Below are 17,671 nucleotides of genomic sequence, written 5' to 3'. Positions count from 1 at the left end.
CGTATCGGTACAACGGTTTCGGCGCTGCTATTCCGGGACCACGAAGGTAAAGGGTACCGAGAACTCGTACACGTCTCCGCGAATGACCTCGGGCACGTCCGGGAAGGGTGCTGCTTCCCGGATGGCCCGCTCGGCCTCCCGGTTGAGCAGGGAGTGTTCCGACTCTTCCAGCATATTCATGCTCTGGATGGCGCCCGCGCGATCGATTACCACTGCCACGCGAATCTCCCCTTCCTGTCCGCGCTGAAGGGCGCGTCGAGGGTAGCTGGTGTTTTGCAGGATGCTGCGCATCAGGTTGGAGAAATACAGCTGTTGCGCCCGCAGAGACTCGGCGGTCAGTAGAGGCTCGTCATCCTCTTCCTCTTCTTCGGCAACTACCGCCGGTTCGGGTTCAGGCTCGGGCTCCGGTTCTGGCTGAGGCTCGGGTTCTGGCGCTGGTTCGGGCTCCGGCTCTGGCTCCAGAGACGCCTTCGGCATGTCCAGAGCAGTCACCAGCGGGGCGGTCGCGGCGACCGGCGGCGCACTGGATTCCGGCTCGGGCGCTGGCTCAGGTTCCGGCTCCGGCTGGTTCCACTGGGCCACGGTTTCAATCCGTGCGGCTGAAGGCTCGATGGCTTCAAAGCGCGAACGCAGGTCACCGGGGATCTCGCTCGGAGAGAGCAGGTTGTCCCGGAAGGTCGATGACAGGGGGACATTGCCCACCCAGGCGCGGGCCAGCAGGTTGAAGAAGGGCTCATCCTCAATCACGCCGAGCTCAACGCCATTCAAGCCCACTGCAACGCCAGTGCCGGGGTTGAGCTCAATGGTGACAACATCGTTTCGACGCAAACGCCCCCGGAACAGATTGGAGAAGGCCACCATGTTGTCGGCCTGCGCCGTGAGGGCACTGCCGCTATTATTGATGGAGACCCCTTCAATCCACATCCGGCTGAAGCGTCGGGACGGGATGCCGTTGTCGGCCGTGATACGCAGCTCCATACGCTTGGCGCCAGGGCTGTTGAGTGCCGTGTCGGCGCTATCAGTTCTGGACTCAAGATAGAGTGCACCAATGAACATTTCATTGCCCAGTTCCTGATGAGACGCCAGGCCGTTCAGGCTTGACGCCGCCATTGCCGAGGGGGCGAGGTACAAGGCAAACGAGAGCAAGACAGACATTACTGAGGCTTTGAACATAAGCGAATCCCAATTCACATCATTATTATGTGCGTCCCGTAATTCCGCACTTCGTCGGGCATCAGACAGCTATCATACAATAAAATGTTGATTCGATGGGCACGGTGGGTCGGACGAATTTGGGCGAAAATGGGGCAGGTCTATTCCTTTGTGTCATAACCGTGCAGATTTCTCAACACGGAGCAGCGCCGGTTGTCAGACGTCAATGGACAAGGCTATGATGCGGAGCAACCCCTGTGGGCGGTGGAGCCGGCCGGGGGGGAATAATAAACAATATACTGACCGCTCCGGGGCAGAGAACTTGGCAACTATGGAAATAAAACCCCTCAACAAATTTCCCCGAGATACCGTTGAACGTTGGTTGCTCACCATTCCTTTTTACAAAACCGTCAAACAGCAAGACAACTGGCAGTTCGAAATTCTGCTGGATCGGGCCCATATCGCCTATTACGAACCCGGTGAACAGGTACTGCAGCGCGGTGAGCGGGATCAGTGGCTGTATTTTCTGCTGAGAGGGCAATTGGATGTGTACCCCAATGAGCAGGTGGAAGGCCCCTCCATCAATCAGATTACACCGGGCGAAGTGTTCGGCGACCTGGCCATGCTGATTGGTCATGAGCGCACGGCGACCCTCATCGCCTCACCGGGTTGCCGGCAAGTGGTTGTATTGGCCTCGGACTTCAGCGAGTTTGCCAACCTGGAGTCCAATCGGCCGATCACTTTGGCCACCAAGATCGCCTACTATCGGAATACCGTGCACAGCCTGCGCTGGAAGCTGGAGGTGTACCGCGCCCAGAATCCGCAGCACAGCTTTGCCAATCGCCATCGACAGATCCGGTTGTACACTGGCCCCAAAGACACCCGCGAGGAGCTTTCAGCCCTGCACGCCCAGGCGCAATCGCTGGCGCGCCTGTTGCTGGAGTGGAATGGTGAATTTGGAGCAGCGCGTCGTTAGCTGGCCTGTAAATTTGCTATCATGAGGTTTGTTACGCGCCCGGCGGCCAACGGCCGGGTCCGATTGTACTCTGTTCAGGGCCGCTATGAACTTTGACGATTTGAAACTTCGGCCGGGCTACCCGCTTCAAGTCCAAGTCGAAACCAGTACCGGGATGTCCGAGCGTTATCCGTGCCGCTTTGTGGGGGCCATGCCAGGGCGGGCGCTATTGCTGTCCGTGCCCCGTGTCAATGGTCGTTTTCTGCGCTTGCGTCCAGGGCAGAAGGTCGTGGCCCGGATGATGGTGGCGAACGGGGTCGGGGTTTTTACCTGCTCGGTGGAGAGCCAGGCCACGGATCCCTACCCACTGCTACACCTTGATTACCCCGAGGAAGTCGGCTTTAAAGGCATTCGACAATCCACCCGTGTGGAAATTGCATTGCCGGTCGTCGTGCTCAATCAGAGTAGCCTCGAGGCCTCTGAAGTAGACGCTCGTGTGGTTGATATCAGCCTGTCGGGTGCGCGCCTGGAGTTGGATCGTATTCTGGGCGATATCGGAGATAAAGTATCCATTACCGCCCAGGTTGAAGTGGCCGGGCTCTATCGCGACCTGCGCCTCGAAGCGGTCATCCGCTCCCGGGTTGAGCGCAGTACCCAGGAACTCAAGCAGAACACCCCGGTAGTGTACGGGCTGGAATTCGTTGAGGCAGATGAAGATCGCCGCTTGCTGTTGGCCGCCTATGTGTATGCGAAAATTGCCCAGGATCAATTACCCACACCTTAGCGCCGGTCTGGCGTTGTGCCTGTGTCTGAGCGCGGCCGCTCCGGTCCAGTCGGTTGAACTGGAGCAGCTGTGGCTGCCCAAATCCTATCTACGACATCTTCCCCGTCTGTATGACGCTGCGCGCCTGGTGGAGGAATCCCCGGGCTGTGAAGAGCTGCTGGAGGGCACCAGTCATCTCGGACGGAGCACACTCGAGCATCCCGTCTTCACCCTCAAGTGCCGCAATCCATCGGGCCAGACTTTCAGCCTGATGGTCGACGGCCCCAGCCTGATGAAAGTGGATGACACCCGTCCCGGTGGCCTGGTGTCCTTCGAGCAACTGCGGGAAGAGTATGAGCTGGCTCAGCAGCGTGAGCGGGAGCGACAAGAGAAGGCCCGAGAGCTCGCCGCACTGGAAGCGCAAAAGCAACAGACCGAGCAGGAGCGCCAACAGTGGTTGCAATGGTGGGAGGATGAGTTTGCCCGGCGGGAGACGTTCTGGAAGGAATGTGTCGCGGCACTGGAGCAGCGAGTGGGCGGGATGCAGGCACTAGAATGGCTGACTACCGAGCGTCCTGAGCCCGAGTTGGGGCAGGAGCCAAACCTGGAAAGCCATCCGCCGCTCACCTATGTGATCGACTTCAATGCAGAGAGCTATTATGGCGAGGCGCTGTTTTATCGGGCGTCTTGTCGCCAGGACGACCAACGGGAACTAGAGCTGGATATCAAGGCGCGAAGGGACTAGATAAAAATGGTCAGACACAAAAAAGGGTCCCTGAGGACCCTTTTTTGGGGAACCGCCATCAGCGTTTAGGCGCTAGGGGTTGCCTTGGCAGGGCGGCCACGGCGGGCGCCGGCCTTTTTCGCCGCTGCTTTTTTAGCGGTGGTTTTTTTGGCCGCTGTTTTGCGGGTGCCGGTTTTCTTGGTGGCGGTCTTCTTGGCAGTGCTCTTACGCGCAGCGGTTTTCTTGGTTGCTGGCTTTTTGGTCGCCGCTTTTTTCTTAGCGGTGGTCTTTTTGGTGGCTGCCTTTGCTTTGGCCGCGGCTTTCTTGGCTTTCGCCTTGGCCTTGGCGGCGGCTTTCTTGGCCGCTACTTTCTGGCGTGCTGCCAGTTTCTTGGCGGCGGCGCGGGCGCGGGCGGCTTCTTTTTTGGCTTTCGCTTTGGCTTTGGCGGCCGCTTTCTTGGCGGCGGCTTTGGCGCGAGCGGCTTCTTTACGAGCGGCGGCCTGCTGAACCTTGGCCATGGCGGCTTCGGCTTTGGCTACGGCTTTGTCGTGCTCATTGGCCAGTTTGTTGGCGGCCTTGATTTCAGCCAGGGTCTGCTTGGCGGCTGCCAGATCAGCCTTGACCGTATCGTGAGCGGCCTTCGCCGTGTTTACTGCGGCCTTGGCGGCTTCTGCCTGCTTGGCCGCGGCGGGAGTTTTCTTCTTGCGCGCGGTGGCCAGCTTGGCACGGGCTGACTTGACTTTGGTCGCCGCTTTGGTGGCTTCCTTGGTCAGTGCTGTTACGGTTTTCTGGGCATCGGTTTCCTGTTGAGTGCGGGCTTTGCTCAGTTGAGCTTTGACCTGAGCGAGCTCTTTTTCCAGTTGCGCAACAGCGTCAACGGACGATTTTTTGCGTGCAGCCATGGTTTGCTTCCCTTATTGTTTTGGAAGAAAAAATGAAGGATGAATAAAAAGCAAAATACAAACAGGTGATAAGTTAAAACTTTGTGGTGAAAATTCAAGTTTTTTATTGCGAAATCAGGAAAATAAACCGCTTTTTCGTAAAAAAAACCCGTTTTCGGGTTTTTTGATCCGTCGATTGAACTGTTTGCCAGTCGCTTTGTGGTTTGGCGGAAAGCTCGTCCCTGATTCGTCAGTGGACTGCGGGCGTTATCCTTGAGTGCGTTTTCTGTATATAATCACAGGTATGATTCAGGGGCGGGACACGCTTTGTGCGTAAAATTATTCATTGTGATGCGGACTGTTTTTTTGCCGCGATCGAGATGCGGGACGATCCGAGTCTCCGTCATCGTCCGATTGCGGTAGGGGGCAGCTCGGATCGGCGTGGCGTCATCTCCACCTGTAATTATGAGGCGCGCCGGTACGGTGTTCGCTCGGCTATGGCTTCGGCTTACGCCAAGCGTTTGTGTCCGGACCTGCTGATTGTCCCGCACCGGATGGATGCCTATCGGGAAGCGTCCCTGCAAATGCGTCATGTGTTCTATGATTTTTCCGAACGAGTGGAACCTTTGTCGTTGGATGAGGCCTATCTGGATGTAACCGACAGTGAACACTGTCAAGGTAGCGCCACCCGGATTGCCGAGGCGATTCGCGAGCGGGTTCATGACGCGCTGGGTATCACCATTTCGGCGGGCGTTGCACCCAATAAATTTCTGGCCAAAGTGGCCAGTGATTGGCGCAAGCCTGACGGGTTGTACGTGGTGCCGCCAAAGCAGGTGGCGGAGTTTGTTCGGGCGTTGCCCGTGGAGCGCGTGCCCGGTGTCGGCCGGGCCACAGCGCAGAGACTGGCGCAGATGGGTGTGGCAACCTGTGGCGACCTGCAGGCTTTTGATGTGTTCGAGCTCAGTGAGCGCTTCGGGGCCTTCGGCGTACGTCTGCACCACCTGTGCCACGGGCGTGACGAGCGGGCGGTGACAGTCAGTCGACGTCGCAAATCCCTGAGTGTGGAGCACACCTTTGCCCAGGACCTGCCGGATCTCGAGCATTGCCTAGGGCAGTTGCCGGGGCTGCTGCAGTCACTGGCCCTCAGGTTGCGCCGGGTCGATGGCGATTATCGGGTGGTCAAGCGGTTCGTGAAGCTGAAGTTTGAGGATTTCACCTCCACAACCCTTGAGCGTGCCGGTACCGATGTCAATCAGGCGGCTTACCGGGCGTTGTGTGAGGAAGCGTTTGTGCGCGGTGATCGACCGGTCAGGCTGCTCGGCGTTGGGGTGCGGTTTGTGGATTTACGGGAAGATCAGGCTTTTTACCAGCTTGATTTATTCTCTTAGCCGCATTTTTAGGGCATTTTTACACCCATCAAGGTGTAAAAAGGACTATTAGCGGGCGCTGGGATGGCCACAATGGCAAGAAAGCGATGGTCATGCAGCGGTAAAAGCTGTTAGTATTCGGGTCTGTTTCTGGGGGGCTCAAGGGCGCCCAGTGATTTCAGACACCCAGTGATTTCAGATAAGAACGGGAGTAAGTGCGGTGAGAAGAAAGAAGAGCCGTAGCGGTGATGATAGTAACGATATCGATTTGACCCCCATGTTGGACGTGGTGTTCATTATGTTGATCTTCTTTATTGTGACGGCGTCGTTCGTCAAAGAGATCGGCCTCGACACCAATGTTCCCGAAGAGAATGACCAGCCGCCGCCGGAAGATGCGGATCCCAACATCGTGGTCGATATCCGTCAGGATAACCAGGTGTGGATGGAGAACCGTCGAGTGGATACCCGGGCAATTCGTTCAAACATTGAGCGGATGCGGGCGGAGTTGCCGGACGCTACCGTGATTATTCGTACCCACGATCGTGCCGACGCGTCCGTTTATGTCTCAGTAGCGGATGCAGCTCGGGCCGCCAATGCGCCCAGTATTGTTCTTGTGCCCATGCCGGAAGAAATGCGCGCTCGATAAGATCGCCTGTTCTTCGGACATAAAAAAACCACCGACAAAATCGGTGGTTTTTTTATGTCCGCCTGATGGCCCTGAGAGTGTTCGACCAAAACTGCCTGGCGGATCAGGCGCCCTCAGTGGGGCGCCTTCTGCTCAGTCTTCGACTCTTTAGCTGGCGAGTTGCTTGCGCACCGAGGCCAGTTTGACGCAGACCACAAACACCTTCATCGCCCCTTTCACTTCCTCGACGCTGGGCACTGAGGGCGCAATACGGATATTGCGGTCCTCGGGGTCTTGGCCGTAAGGGAAGGTGGCGCCCGCGGGCGTCAGCTTGACTCCGGCCTCGGCCGCCAGACGAACGGTGTCCTGAGCACAGCCGGGACGAGTGTCAAACGACACAAAATAGCCACCTTGAGGTTCCTGCCAGTTGCCCAGATCGCTCTCTGCGAAGGCTTCGTTCAGCGCATCCAGTACCGCCGCAAAGCGGGGCTTGAGCAGTTCGGCATGACCCTGCATGTGCTTCATCAGGGCGTCCCGGTTGGGCAGGAAGCGGCTGTGACGAATCTGGTTGACCTTGTCCGGACCGATGGTGCAGGTTCCCAGAAACTGCTTGAACCCTTTCAGGTTGGCGGGGCTGGCGTTGACGAACGCGACCCCGGCACCGGCGTGGGTGATCTTTGAGGTCGAAGCAAACTGAATGACCGAGTCTTCTGTACCGTGCTGGGCGCAGGCTTTCATCACACAGGCCAGTTCCGGTGGGTTGTCGACCAGGTCGTGAACGGCGTAGGCGTTGTCCCAGAATACCCGGAAGTTCGGGCCCGCGATTTTACCCAGTGCGGCAATACGCTCAACGGTTTCATCGCTGTACACCACACCGGTCGGGTTGGAGTATTTGGGGACACACCACATGCCCTTGATGCGCGGATCGTCTTTGACCAGCGCCTCTACTTTGTCCATATCCGGACCGGCGTCGGTCATGGGCACGGCAATCATGTCAATGCCGAGCTGCTCACAGACCGTGTGGTGACGGTCGTAGCCGGGCACCGGGCAAAGGAATTTCACGTTGCCCTCGTTTTTCCAGGCGCTATCCGCGCCGGTCAGGCCGAACTGGTGAGCGGTCAGCATGACCTGGAACATCAGGGTCAGGCTGCTGTTGCCACCGACCAGCACATCTTCGGGATCGACGCCCATCAGGTTGGCGCCCAGTTGTTTGGCTTCGGGCAGGCCGTCCAGGCCACCGTAGTTGCGTGTGTCGGTGCCGTCGGCGGCTTTGTAGTCACCTTTGAGAATGCCATCCAGCGCATCGGACAGGCTCAGCTGCTCCGGAGAGGGCTTGCCTCGGGTCAGATCCAGGTTGAGTTTCTGGTTGACGATGCGTTGATACTCGTCGGCCAGTTCGGTTTCCCACTGGCGCAGTTGTTCCTGTGTCGCTTGATCCAGTTGCAAGGTGTCTACCTCAATGGTTGGTGGGCGAAAGGGGCATTATAACCCTTGGTGGGTGAAGATTTAACCGGGCATGGTCGTTAACCGCGGACGACCGCTGAAGCTCATGCCTCGAGCGGTGGGGTCGGGCAGTCCAGTGCGTCCGCCACGGCGCGGTAGAGCTCCGCTTCCCGCGGTGTGACCCGCTGGTCCTGGAGAAGGCATTCGCGCAGCGCTTTGAGTAATTCGGGCTTTTCCAGCGGGCGCAGTTGGCGCAATCTGTCCAGGGCGCTGTCGAGGCCAGTGAAGCCGATGTCCTCGGTGGGCATCAGTGTGCTCTCCAGGCCCAGCCGGGAGGCGCCGGCCCGGTAAGCCTGGGCCGGTTGGGTGCGACCGGCCCAGGCAGCGACCGACAGCAGCAGTCGGGCTTCAGCCTGGCAGTACGCCAGCTTGAGGCGCTGGCGTTTGGGGACCGGTGCCACCAGGTGGGTGTGTGCCAGCCGGTAAACGATCCATTCGCTCAGTTGTACTCGACCGTCGGCTTTCGCCAGACCGCTCAAAATGGCGAGAAAGTCCCGACGCTGTTGATCGGAGAATTCATTGAGCGAGGGCAGGGCCAGCTCAATCGCCGGTAGGCGCAAACCGTCCGGCAGTTCCGCGCTCTGAGTCATCACCGGACGCAGCGCGTTCAGCTCGGTTTCCTTCAGTTGTTCCGCGAGGTAGCTCCACTCGGATGCGCGCGAATTCGCATCGGCATTCAACTGGAGTCCCCAAAGTAATCCCCGGGCGCTGAAGGGGTCCCGGGCGGCCTCGCGCAAGGTCTGGGGTAGTGTCTCGAGGGTGGCCTTTGCCTGTTCAATCGCCTTAGGACTGATCTCACCCGTGTGATGTCCCGCGCTGCTGGCCACCGCAACCGCCGCCGCCATGGCTCGGGCCGTCTCTTCTCGCCCGGTGGTGGAGTCGGATGCGGATGTTTGCGCTGCTGCGGGGCTGTCGGGCTGATTCAGCGGAGTGAAGTCCCCTTGCCAGCCCGGTAGTACCCGACGAATTCGGTCTTCCAGCGGTGGGTGGGTGGCCATCAGGCCGCTCAGTCGTGCCTTGACGCCCTCTTCGAAGTACATGTGGCTGAATTCGTTGGCGTCACTGGCCGAAAGTCGTGACCCGTCCGGAGAGTGGCCGATCTTGATCAGGGCGCCGCCGATGCCCTCGGGATTGCGGGTGTACTGAACCGCCGATGCGTCCGCCAGGAACTCCCGTTGGCGACTCACCGCCGCCTTGATCCAGTTGCCAAAGAAAGTGCCGACGGCGCCGAGTATGATCAGTCCGAGGCCGATCAAGGCAACATTGCCCTGGTTGGAGCGACGGCGAAGCCCTCGGCGGGCACCACTGCGCGCCAGAATATGGCCGAGCAGACCGATCAGAAGCAGGCCGTTCAACACCGCCACCAGGCGCAGGTTCAGCCGCATATCACCATGCAGGATATGACTGAACTCGTGAGCAATAACCCCTTGTAGTTCGTCTCGGGAAAGCTGCTCCATGGCGCCACGGGTGACCCCAATGACCGCGTCGTGAGGGCCGTGGCCCGCGGCGAACGCATTGATGCCGGATTCATTCAGCTCGTATACCGGGGGAACCGGCATGCCCGAGGCAATCGCCATTTCTTCGACAATGTTCAGCAGTTGTCGCTGAGGCAGCTCTTGGCTGTTGCCGGGAATCAGTTGGCCGCCCAGGGCCTCGGCCACTGCTTGACCACCCGAGCGCAACTGAAACCATTTGAAGCCACTGCCTACCAGAACCAGCAAACCGACCATCAGAGAAATCCAGGCGATGGGTTGCCAACCCACCTGCTCGAGCAGTCGTCGCCAGTAGCCGCCACCGCCGACTGTCTGCACCGAGGTCAAACCGACGCTGGCGACCACAAACACCACTGTGGTGAGAGCAATGATGGTCAGTACGGCCAGCGTCATTAACACCACCAGACGACGGGTGTTGCGGCGGGCCAGCTCCTGGTGCTCAAAAAAGTCCATACCGGGTCGGTCGGCGTTTACTTGAACGAAACTTTGGGTGCTGCCTGAATCGCTTCGCTGTCGTCAAACTCCAGCAGTGCGGCATCTTCGCGGTGACCGAGGTGCCTGGCCAGAACGACGGGGGGGAAGCTCTGCTTATAGGTGTTGTAGGTCATGACCGAGTCGTTGAACGCCTGGCGGGCGAACGCGACTTTATTTTCGGTGCTGGTAAGCTCTTCATTGAGCTGCATCATGTTCTGGGACGCCTTCAGGTCGGGGTAGGCTTCCATGACCATGTTCAAGCGACCCAGAGCCCCCGCCAGGCTGTTTTCGGCTCCGCCCAGCTGTGCCATGGCCTGCGGGTCGCCGGGCGCGCTGCGGGCGGCATTGAGACCGGCGAGCGCCTGGTTGCGCGCCTGGGTCACGGCCTCCAGGGTCTCCCGTTCATGGGAGAGGTAGGCTTTGGCGGTTTCGACCAGGTTAGGGATCAGGTCGTAGCGGCGTTTGAGCTGCACTTCTATCTGGGCAAAGGCATTCTTAAACCGGTTTTTCAGTGCGACCAGGCGGTTGTAAACGCTGATCAGGTAGAACACGAACGCGCCGATCAGTACCAGAACAACGATGGTTGAAACGTCCATAATGCGAATCCTTTTACCGGGGATGAAGTTATTATTCAGGCGCCGGAGTGACCGGCGCTTCAGTCAATGTATTCAAATACTCGCACGACTCGCTCCACACCGCCAGTGCGGCTGACAATGTCGGTGATTCGGTCGGCCTCGGCCCGGGACACCAGGCCCATCAGGTACACACTGGCGTTTTCGGTAATTACCTTGACCCGGCCGCCCTCGACATCGCGACTGGCATACAGCTTGGTTTTGACCTTGGTGGTGAGCCAGTTGTCGTGGCTTCGGGTCATGAAGGAGATCGGTGCGTCGACTTCCAGCTCGTTGTGCACCTGCCGGACGCTGTGAATGGCATCCACGGTCTTGCCCGCCAGGCTGCGCAGCTCTGCGTTGGGTACCTGACCGACCAGCAATACCACAGCGTTGTAGCTGTGCACGTCGATGGGCGATTCGTCCAGGCGTTGGTGGGCTTTGTTGATGTTGACGCTGGCAATGGTCTCGATCTGGGAGTCGTCAATGCGCATGCCGAGCGAGCGTTTCCCGGGGTTTAACTGGATGGGCTCGCGGGTGGTGGCGTCGACGATGGTGGTGCAGCCTCCGAGCACCGACAGCAGTGCGGTCAACAGAACGGCGGGCAATCCCAAAAAGCGCGGACGAGCCATCAGTGGAATCCTCCAAATAAGTGTTGATCGATCAAATCACACAAACAGAAAATCGTCAGCAGGTGCACTTCGTGAATGCGTATCGCCGAGGGCAGGGCCGCGCGCAGTTCGATGTCCCGGTGGTCGAGCAGGGCGGCGGCGTCGCCACCGTCGCCGCCCGTGAGCGCGATCACCCGAATGTTGCGGTCGTGGGCGGCGCTGATGGCCTGCAACAGGCTGCCGGCGTTACCGGTGCTGGTGATCAGGACCAGCACGTCGCCGTCCTGTCCGAGGGCTCGCAGGGGTTTGGCGTAGACATCATTGCCGCCACCATCGGCGGCTATGGCGGTCTGGGTGATCATGTCGGCGCCCAGGTTAAACGCCGGCAGGCTGGGCCGCTCCTGTTCGAACCGGTGTATCAGGCTGCTGGTGAGAATCTGCGCCTGGGCGGCGGAGATCCCGTTACCGCAGGTGAGGATCTTGTGGCCGTTGAGCAGCGCTTCGACCATCACTTCACTGGCGTGAACAATCTGTGGGGCGAGGCTTTCACCGGTCTGCATGGTGGCCTCAATGCTTTCGTGAAACAGGGTGATGACCCGTTGCTCCATAGGATGTCCCGTTTTCGAGTGACGGGCTCAAATTGCGCTGAAAGCGTCTTTGAGCCAGGTTATTGGGGCGCCGGCGGCGCGGCGCGGATCGAACGCCACCACATCGAAACGACAGGCGACCCGATCGGTCAGTCCGGTGCGCTGCAGATAGTGCTGTGCGGCGCGAATCAGCTTTTGTTGCTTGCGAAAATCCACGGTTTCGGCCGCTGAGGCAAAGCCGTTATGGCGGCGTAGTCGAACTTCAACAAAAACCAGCGCATTGCCATCGGTCATGACCAGGTCAATCTCTCCGGCTTTGCAGCGGTAGTTTCGGTCCCGGACCGTCAACCCCTGTGCCGTCAGATAGCGTTCGGCCTCCTGCTCGGCGGCTTTTCCGGCCTCAGCGCTCGCCGGGCGGTTGTAAGTCATCACGCAATTCCTCCTGAAGCGCGTTGTCGCGTGGGGTGGCGGCGGCCATGGGCCGGGCCTCTCCCCCCTGAAATTGGGCCCAGACCAGCTCCCGCTCAATCCGTCCACCGGCGCGCATGCGCAGCGCGCCGGTGGCGCCGTAGAGTCGGGCATCCTCAATCTGCTCCAACTGGGGCAGGCGCGGGTAGAGCCGGTAGGCGTCCACACCCAGGGCGTGCAGACGGCTGTATATGGCCGCTTCTCGGCTGTGCTCGGCCAGTGTCGCCTTCTCTTCGAACTCGCCGTTGAGCAGCCAGGGCAGAGTGTTGAAGCGCACTCCGTTCAGGTCCCGATTACTCTTGGTGTCCCGCTCGCCGGTGTAGATGTGACTGGTGGCGTACACCGGCAGGTCGCCGGCGTAGTGGAAGGCCAGGGTCGGCCGTATCTGTCGGCCTTGCTCGGGGTCGGCCATCAGGAAAATCATGTCCAGATCTTTGCGCCGCCGTGGCTCGAATTCCAGAGCGCTGCCGAGCAGGCGGGTCAGGGCCTGTCGGCGGGCCTGACTCTGGTCAATCAGCAGTGCCTGCTGAATGATCCGGGAGTAATCACCGCTGCCGGGGAACTGGCTGTCGATCGATACTTCGCCGCCCAGCGCTTGCCACTCCCGGGTGAAGGCCTGGGCGCTGCGCGCACTCCAGTTGCGGTTCGGAGCGAGGATCATGGCGTTGCGGTGGCCTTCCTGATAGGCGCGACGGGCCACCTGACGGGCCTCGTCTTCCGAGGCGAGGCCAAACTGATACAGGCCCTCGGGCGCTTCGGGCCGCTCTTCATCCAGAGTGCTGTCTACGTAATTTAGGGTCAGCACGGGAATAGGCAGCAGATCTTGTTCATGCAGTTGCCGGACCTTGTCCTTATCCAGTGGGCCGATGACCAGATCGGCACCTTCGGCCATGGCCTGTTCGTACAGCGCCAGAATGTCATCGCTGGCGCTGGTGTTGTATTGGCGTATCTGGGGGCGACGGCTCTGTTCATGTCCGGCTTGATAATAAGCGCTGAGGAAACCGTCGCGAACGGCATCAGCGGCTCGAGCCAGGGTGCCTTCCTCGGGGAGCAGCAGCGCGACTTGCCGGGGCTGCTGTTCAATCAGTCGGCGTAGCAGTTGCAGGTCGTTGGGCAAATTGTCGCTGGCTGGGTGGTTGGGCCAGGCGCTCTGCCATTGGTCAACTTGGGCTTGTTGCCGTTCAAGGTTGGCCTGATTGTCTTTACTGATCGCGGCCAGTTCGAGCCAACCGCGCAGCGGTGTCTGGCTCTCACCACTGATGGCCTGCTCCAACTCCACCAGAGACAGTGACATCAGGCTCTGCCAGAGCTGTTCCCGGTTCTCGGCGCTCGCCGGTTCCTCGGGGCCGAGGAGTGAGTCCATGAGCATGCGTTCATTGACGCTGGCGATGACGTCGCCGGAGCGCAGGTACAAATGGGCGCGCAACTCACGCAGCGCGAGCTCGCGCTCCGGCGCCATGGTCTGCCACTGTTGTTCCAGACGGGGGTTGGTTAGAATGCGTTCGGCCAGATAGTAAGACCCTTCATTCAGTGCCACTGTGCCCAAGAGCTCGGTGTGCAGCAAAAATCCGCGGGTATCCAGTTGGCGGCTATCAATGGAGGTCAGCAGGTTGCGGGCCCAGTTGTACTCCTGTTGTTCGACGAGCAGGCTGGCAGCTTCCAGCAGATAGCCTTCGCGTTCGGGCGACTGGCTGGCGCGGGCCTGATCCACGAGTGTTTTGACGCGGGCTTCAATCGCCTCCCGGGACAGGGGGGGCTCATCCGCCGGGGTTTCCATCGGAGGTGTGCTGCTGCAACTGGCCAGAAGCCAGACCAAAAGCGCGAGCAGGGTGCACAAGTATCCCCGGTATTGCATGATGATGTTCTCCACTAATACTGCTTACGATGTGAGTGCAACCAGACGATAAGGCACGTTTATGACCTCCAACACGACATCAGACCCGCTGGCATCCAGTGGCAGTTCGGGTACCGCTGCGGCCGGTGTTCTGTATGTTGTCGCCACGCCTATTGGCAATTTGGCCGATATGGTACCCCGTGCGGTGGAAATTCTACAATCAGTGGCGTTGATAGCGGCGGAGGATACTCGCCATAGTGCGCGACTCCTGTCACATTTTTCCATATCCACCCCCTGCATCGCTTACCACGACCACAGTGATAGTGAGCGCACCGAAAAGATCCTGGATCGTGTGGCCGCCGGGGAGTCAGTGGCGCTGATCTCCGATGCCGGTACACCACTGGTGTCAGATCCCGGCTATCGGCTGGTGCGCTCAGCGCGCGAGCGCGGCCTGGATGTGGTGCCGGTACCGGGCGCCTGCGCCATGGTCGCGGCGCTCAGTGCATCGGGCCTTCCTTCAGATCGCTTTTCTTTCGAAGGGTTCCCGCCGCCCAAGGTGAATGCCCGCCGCCAATGGCTGGAGGCATTGGCGGCCGAGTCGCGCACCCTGATCTTCTACGAGGCGCCCCATCGGGTGTTGGCCTGCCTGGAGGCCATGGCCGAGGTAATGGGGGGCGACCGGGAGGCGGTGATCGCCCGTGAGCTGACCAAAACCTTTGAAACCATTCGGCTGGCGCCGCTGGCGGAGTTGGTGGAGTTCGTTCGGGCGGACAGCAATCAGCAGCGGGGGGAGATTGTGCTGATGGTGGCGGGCGCCTCAACCCGTTCGGACAGTACACTGGATGCCGAGGCCGAGCGGGTGATGGGTATTTTGCTTGAGGAGCTGCCGGTCAAGCAGGCGGCCGCGATGGGGGCGAAGATTACCGGGGTGAAAAAAAACGCCCTGTATCAGTGGGCGCTTGAGCATAAGTAGTTTGGGGGGGGGCGGCGGATGCAGCCAGGTTTGGTTACGGCGGATGCGCCTTCGGCTTATCCGCCCTACGCGAGCTGCCGTACTACCCGCAGGGCGGATAAGCCAAAGGCCACATCCGCCGTAACTCAGCTTGATTGATGATCAAAACCGCAAGGTCCCCTGCAGCGCAATACTACGCGGCCGTTCATAGAAAGCATAATAACCGCTGCCGGTCCCACCGGTCACAACCGTTGCCACCGGCAGGCCGTTGGCGTAGCTGACGATGGCCTCATCGGTCAGGTTTTTACCGATCAGCGCCACTTCCCAGCGGTCGTCCTGGCCGCTCAGGGCCACCCGGGCGTTCACTTTCACGTAGCTGTCCTGAACCATGCGCGGGTCCAGTGTCGGTGTCGCCAGGTACTCGTCGCTGTAAATCAGGTCCAATGTGCTGTTCAGGGTCAGTCCACGGCTCAGTGCCAGGGTGTGGTTGGCGCTGATGTTGCCCTGGAATTCGGGGGTAAATTCCCGGGTTTCGCCGCTGGCGTCGCACTGGGTCTGTCCCGGCGCCTCGCCAAAGTAGCACTGGGCGGTGGGGAAGTCGTCGTACTCGAAGTCCAGCCAAGCCAGACCACCGGAGATCATCAGTTCGTCGGTGGCCATCCAGCGTCCGTCCAGCTCCATCCCCTGGATGGCGGCCTCGGCGGCATTGGTGACGTTAAAGCTGAAGGCGCCGTCAAACTGGCTGGTCTGCAGATCCTGGAAATCGGTATAGAACAGAGCCGCGTTCAGCTCGGCCCGGCCGTCGGCGAGGTTGAATTTACCCCCGATTTCGTAGTTCTTGACCTCTTCATCTTCAAATTCGAACACCCCGGTAATCGGAACCGGCGAGCCGGAAGAGGCGTTGACGGCGTTGTTTACCGTCGGATCGGGGTGGGCGTTGGAGCGCACATCGAAGCCACCGGATTTGAAGCCAGTGGTGTAGCTGGCATAGACCATGTCCGTGCCGTTGAGATCATACTGCAGGGTGACCGACGGCGTGAAACCGGACTCCGAGCGGGTCCGGCTCAGTGCTTCGTAGGGCTCGATGTTGAACAGTCCGTACAGGCCATTGTAGGGATCCTGCGGGGTGCCAACGGGGCGCTCGACGGTGGCGCCACTGTTCGGGTCCGTTACCGTGTGGTATTGGCGCCGACTCGCGGTTTTTTCTTCGTCGGTGTAGCGGCCGCCGAGGATCAGGCGCAGATCGCTGGAGAGTTCCCAGGTGCCCTGGAAAAACACGGCGGCGATGTCGCTATCCTGTGCGAAGTCCCGCTGGGAGGCGGTGCCGCGCAATAGCAGCGCGCCTTCACCCACCTGTTGCTGCAAGGCAACCGGCAAAAGGCTGTCCGAGGGAACCCGAATTTCATCGTCGAACTCCAGGTCACTGCTCTGATAGAACAGGCCGCCCATATAGCTGAACGGACCGGACTCCGGCGAGGCAATGCGAATTTCCTGGCTGACCTGGCTGTAGTCCTCTTTCGACAGAATGTTGAACATGGGGACGCCGACAAAGTCGCAGTCACACAGCTCTTCGTAATCATAGGTGGTGTAGCCGGTCACGGCGGTCAGGCTGTGTTCGCCCAACTCGGTTTCAACCTCCAGCATGGCGTTGCGGGTGTTGTTGTAGCTGAAGTCGCCATTGGACTGGCGGTTGAAGTCCTGGGTGGTATCCAGGGTGTAGGCGCCGCCGGTCAACTGGGCGAGTACTGCCGAATAGGGCACGGTGGGGCGGCCGGGAAGCTCGATCTCCGCAGGGTTGACCACCTCGAGGTTGCGACCCTCCTGATCGAACGAGCCATCTTCAAGTTTCAGGGTGATATCCCACTGGCTGTTGGGTTGCCAGAGCAGGGTGCCGCGCACCACCTGATCTTCTTCTCTGGTTTCATCCTGACCGGTGGTAGTGTTGTGGAAGTGACCATCGATACTGCGATCCAGAACGGCCAGTCGGCCACTGAGCTGATCGGTCAGTGGCCCGGAAACGACCGCGCGCAGGTCCTGCTTGCTGTGTTCGGGCTCGTACAGGCCGGTCACTTTGGCGAAGAACTCATCGGTGGGGCGGGCCGTCGTAATACTGATGGCACCTGCGGTACTGTTCTTGCCGAACAGGATGCTCTGCGGGCCGCGCAGAACTTCGACCCGCTCTATATCCAGAAATGGCGCCCGGCTGAGCTGGGCGCGGCCGAAGTGGACCCCGTCCACAAATTGGGCGGCGGACTGCTCGAAGCCCTGGTTGACACCGGAGCTGATGCCCCGGATTGAAATGGTGGTGCCGATGCCGGTCTGGGTCATATTCAGACTGGGTATGTAATCGGCCATGCGCTCGATGCCGGTGATACCGGTATCGTCGATTTTCTCGCCCGCCATGGCGTTGACCGAAATCGGGACATCCAGAAGGTTCTGTTCGCGCTTTTGCGCGGTGACCAGAATTTCCTCCAGGGCCGGTGTGCTTTGAGCCTGGGCCGTGACGCTGAAGCTGGCCGCGATGGCCAGTGAGAGTGCGGTAAGTTTATAGGTGTTCACAGACGTCTCCTGTCCTTTTTTATGGTTGACCTAATCTTAGATCATAATGGGGTTAAAAACGAAATCGTCAGTAAATATTCAGAAGCGCTTCGCTTTGTGTTGAAAATGTGCG

16 protein-coding genes are annotated in these 17,671 nt (G+C 59.8%); 6 read left to right on the top strand and 10 right to left on the bottom strand.

What is annotated here, in order from left to right:
- Window positions 1-27: 27 nt before the first annotated feature.
- The gene (locus tag EDC38_RS07320) at window positions 28-1,173 is read right to left on the bottom strand and encodes a TonB family protein (protein WP_123637941.1); all 1,146 of its coding nucleotides are present in this window, start codon (window positions 1,171-1,173) and stop codon (window positions 28-30) included.
- Between the two features lie 310 nt (window positions 1,174-1,483).
- Here EDC38_RS07320 and EDC38_RS07315 point away from each other — a divergent pair, with 310 nt between their 5' ends.
- The 3 genes from EDC38_RS07315 to EDC38_RS07305 all read left to right on the top strand — a co-directional run bounded on the left by EDC38_RS07315 (window position 1,484) and on the right by EDC38_RS07305 (window position 3,615).
- A complete protein-coding gene (locus EDC38_RS07315) occupies window positions 1,484-2,128 on the top strand; it encodes a cyclic nucleotide-binding domain-containing protein (protein WP_123637940.1) in 645 nt (214 codons plus the stop codon).
- An 85-nt stretch (window positions 2,129-2,213) separates the two neighbouring features.
- Window positions 2,214-2,891: a flagellar brake protein gene (locus EDC38_RS07310; RefSeq protein WP_123637939.1), complete on the top strand. Its 678-nt coding sequence runs from the start codon at window positions 2,214-2,216 to the stop codon at window positions 2,889-2,891.
- Complete coding sequence (locus EDC38_RS07305; protein WP_123637938.1) at window positions 2,863-3,615, top strand: hypothetical protein; 753 nt, start codon at window positions 2,863-2,865, stop codon at window positions 3,613-3,615. Before EDC38_RS07310 ends, EDC38_RS07305 begins: the two co-directional genes overlap by 29 nt.
- Before the next feature lie 65 nt (window positions 3,616-3,680).
- Here the strand turns inward: EDC38_RS07305 and EDC38_RS07300 are convergent, their stop codons facing one another.
- Complete coding sequence (locus tag EDC38_RS07300; protein WP_123637937.1) at window positions 3,681-4,496, bottom strand: hypothetical protein; 816 nt, start codon at window positions 4,494-4,496, stop codon at window positions 3,681-3,683.
- A 308-nt stretch (window positions 4,497-4,804) separates the two neighbouring features.
- Here EDC38_RS07300 and dinB point away from each other — a divergent pair, with 308 nt between their 5' ends.
- Together dinB and EDC38_RS07290 are read left to right on the top strand one after the other, a co-directional pair.
- Window positions 4,805-5,863, top strand: coding sequence for a DNA polymerase IV (gene dinB, locus EDC38_RS07295; protein WP_123637936.1), 1,059 nt, complete (start codon window positions 4,805-4,807; stop codon window positions 5,861-5,863).
- A gap of 199 nt (window positions 5,864-6,062) precedes the next feature.
- Window positions 6,063-6,488, top strand: coding sequence for an ExbD/TolR family protein (locus EDC38_RS07290; RefSeq protein WP_123637935.1), 426 nt, complete (start codon window positions 6,063-6,065; stop codon window positions 6,486-6,488).
- Window positions 6,489-6,635: 147 nt separating this feature from the next.
- On the opposite strand, the gene EDC38_RS07285 is transcribed toward EDC38_RS07290, so the two are convergent.
- The 7 genes from EDC38_RS07285 to EDC38_RS07255 form a co-directional block, all read right to left on the bottom strand.
- A complete protein-coding gene (locus tag EDC38_RS07285; protein WP_123637934.1) occupies window positions 6,636-7,913 on the bottom strand; it encodes an aspartate aminotransferase type Ic in 1,278 nt (425 codons plus the stop codon).
- A gap of 101 nt (window positions 7,914-8,014) precedes the next feature.
- Window positions 8,015-9,916, bottom strand: a complete 1,902-nt coding sequence (locus EDC38_RS07280) for a M48 family metallopeptidase (RefSeq protein ID WP_123637933.1) — start codon at window positions 9,914-9,916, stop codon at window positions 8,015-8,017.
- 17 nt (window positions 9,917-9,933) lie between these two features.
- Window positions 9,934-10,533, bottom strand: a complete 600-nt coding sequence (locus EDC38_RS07275; RefSeq protein ID WP_123637932.1) for a LemA family protein — start codon at window positions 10,531-10,533, stop codon at window positions 9,934-9,936.
- Between the two features lie 59 nt (window positions 10,534-10,592).
- Window positions 10,593-11,180 (bottom strand): BON domain-containing protein, encoded by a 588-nt coding sequence (locus tag EDC38_RS07270; RefSeq protein ID WP_123637931.1) that lies wholly within the window; start codon window positions 11,178-11,180, stop codon window positions 10,593-10,595.
- Window positions 11,180-11,767, bottom strand: coding sequence for an SIS domain-containing protein (locus EDC38_RS07265; RefSeq protein ID WP_123637930.1), 588 nt, complete (start codon window positions 11,765-11,767; stop codon window positions 11,180-11,182). The genes EDC38_RS07270 and EDC38_RS07265 overlap by 1 nt, the downstream gene beginning before the upstream one ends.
- A 27-nt stretch (window positions 11,768-11,794) precedes the next feature.
- A complete protein-coding gene (locus EDC38_RS07260; RefSeq protein ID WP_123638883.1) occupies window positions 11,795-12,175 on the bottom strand; it encodes a YraN family protein in 381 nt (126 codons plus the stop codon).
- Window positions 12,147-14,069, bottom strand: coding sequence for a penicillin-binding protein activator (locus EDC38_RS07255; RefSeq protein WP_123637929.1), 1,923 nt, complete (start codon window positions 14,067-14,069; stop codon window positions 12,147-12,149). Before EDC38_RS07255 ends, EDC38_RS07260 begins: the two co-directional genes overlap by 29 nt.
- 61 nt (window positions 14,070-14,130) lie before the next feature.
- Between EDC38_RS07255 and rsmI the strand changes: the two genes are divergently transcribed.
- The gene (gene rsmI, locus EDC38_RS07250; RefSeq protein ID WP_123637928.1) at window positions 14,131-15,021 is read left to right on the top strand and encodes a 16S rRNA (cytidine(1402)-2'-O)-methyltransferase; all 891 of its coding nucleotides are present in this window, start codon (window positions 14,131-14,133) and stop codon (window positions 15,019-15,021) included.
- Window positions 15,022-15,162: 141 nt separating this feature from the next.
- On the opposite strand, the gene EDC38_RS07245 is transcribed toward rsmI, so the two are convergent.
- Window positions 15,163-17,559, bottom strand: a complete 2,397-nt coding sequence (locus tag EDC38_RS07245; protein ID WP_123637927.1) for a TonB-dependent receptor — start codon at window positions 17,557-17,559, stop codon at window positions 15,163-15,165.
- Window positions 17,560-17,671 lie beyond the last annotated feature (112 nt).

Origin of the sequence: Marinimicrobium koreense (assembly GCF_003762925.1) — a bacterium.
GTDB lineage: Bacteria > Pseudomonadota > Gammaproteobacteria > Pseudomonadales > Cellvibrionaceae > Marinimicrobium > Marinimicrobium koreense.
Note: the sequence above shows the minus strand (reverse complement) of the source record. Positions and strands in the feature narration are given on the sequence as shown.

What these genes read in the sequence shown, in the direction of transcription:
- EDC38_RS07320 (WP_123637941.1), bottom strand. Translation starts at nt 1,173, where the DNA reads ATGTTCAAAGCCTCAGTAATGTCTGTCTTGCTCTCGTTTGCCTTGTAC.
- EDC38_RS07315 (WP_123637940.1), top strand. Translation starts at nt 1,484, where the DNA reads ATGGAAATAAAACCCCTCAACAAATTTCCCCGAGATACCGTTGAACGT.
- EDC38_RS07310 (WP_123637939.1), top strand. Translation starts at nt 2,214, where the DNA reads ATGAACTTTGACGATTTGAAACTTCGGCCGGGCTACCCGCTTCAAGTC.
- EDC38_RS07300 (WP_123637937.1), bottom strand. Translation starts at nt 4,496, where the DNA reads ATGGCTGCACGCAAAAAATCGTCCGTTGACGCTGTTGCGCAACTGGAA.
- EDC38_RS07280 (WP_123637933.1), bottom strand. Translation starts at nt 9,916, where the DNA reads ATGGACTTTTTTGAGCACCAGGAGCTGGCCCGCCGCAACACCCGTCGT.
- EDC38_RS07275 (WP_123637932.1), bottom strand. Translation starts at nt 10,533, where the DNA reads ATGGACGTTTCAACCATCGTTGTTCTGGTACTGATCGGCGCGTTCGTG.
- EDC38_RS07270 (WP_123637931.1), bottom strand. Translation starts at nt 11,180, where the DNA reads ATGGCTCGTCCGCGCTTTTTGGGATTGCCCGCCGTTCTGTTGACCGCA.
- EDC38_RS07265 (WP_123637930.1), bottom strand. Translation starts at nt 11,767, where the DNA reads ATGGAGCAACGGGTCATCACCCTGTTTCACGAAAGCATTGAGGCCACC.
- EDC38_RS07260 (WP_123638883.1), bottom strand. Translation starts at nt 12,175, where the DNA reads ATGACTTACAACCGCCCGGCGAGCGCTGAGGCCGGAAAAGCCGCCGAG.
- EDC38_RS07255 (WP_123637929.1), bottom strand. Translation starts at nt 14,069, where the DNA reads ATGCAATACCGGGGATACTTGTGCACCCTGCTCGCGCTTTTGGTCTGG.
- rsmI (WP_123637928.1), top strand. Translation starts at nt 14,131, where the DNA reads ATGACCTCCAACACGACATCAGACCCGCTGGCATCCAGTGGCAGTTCG.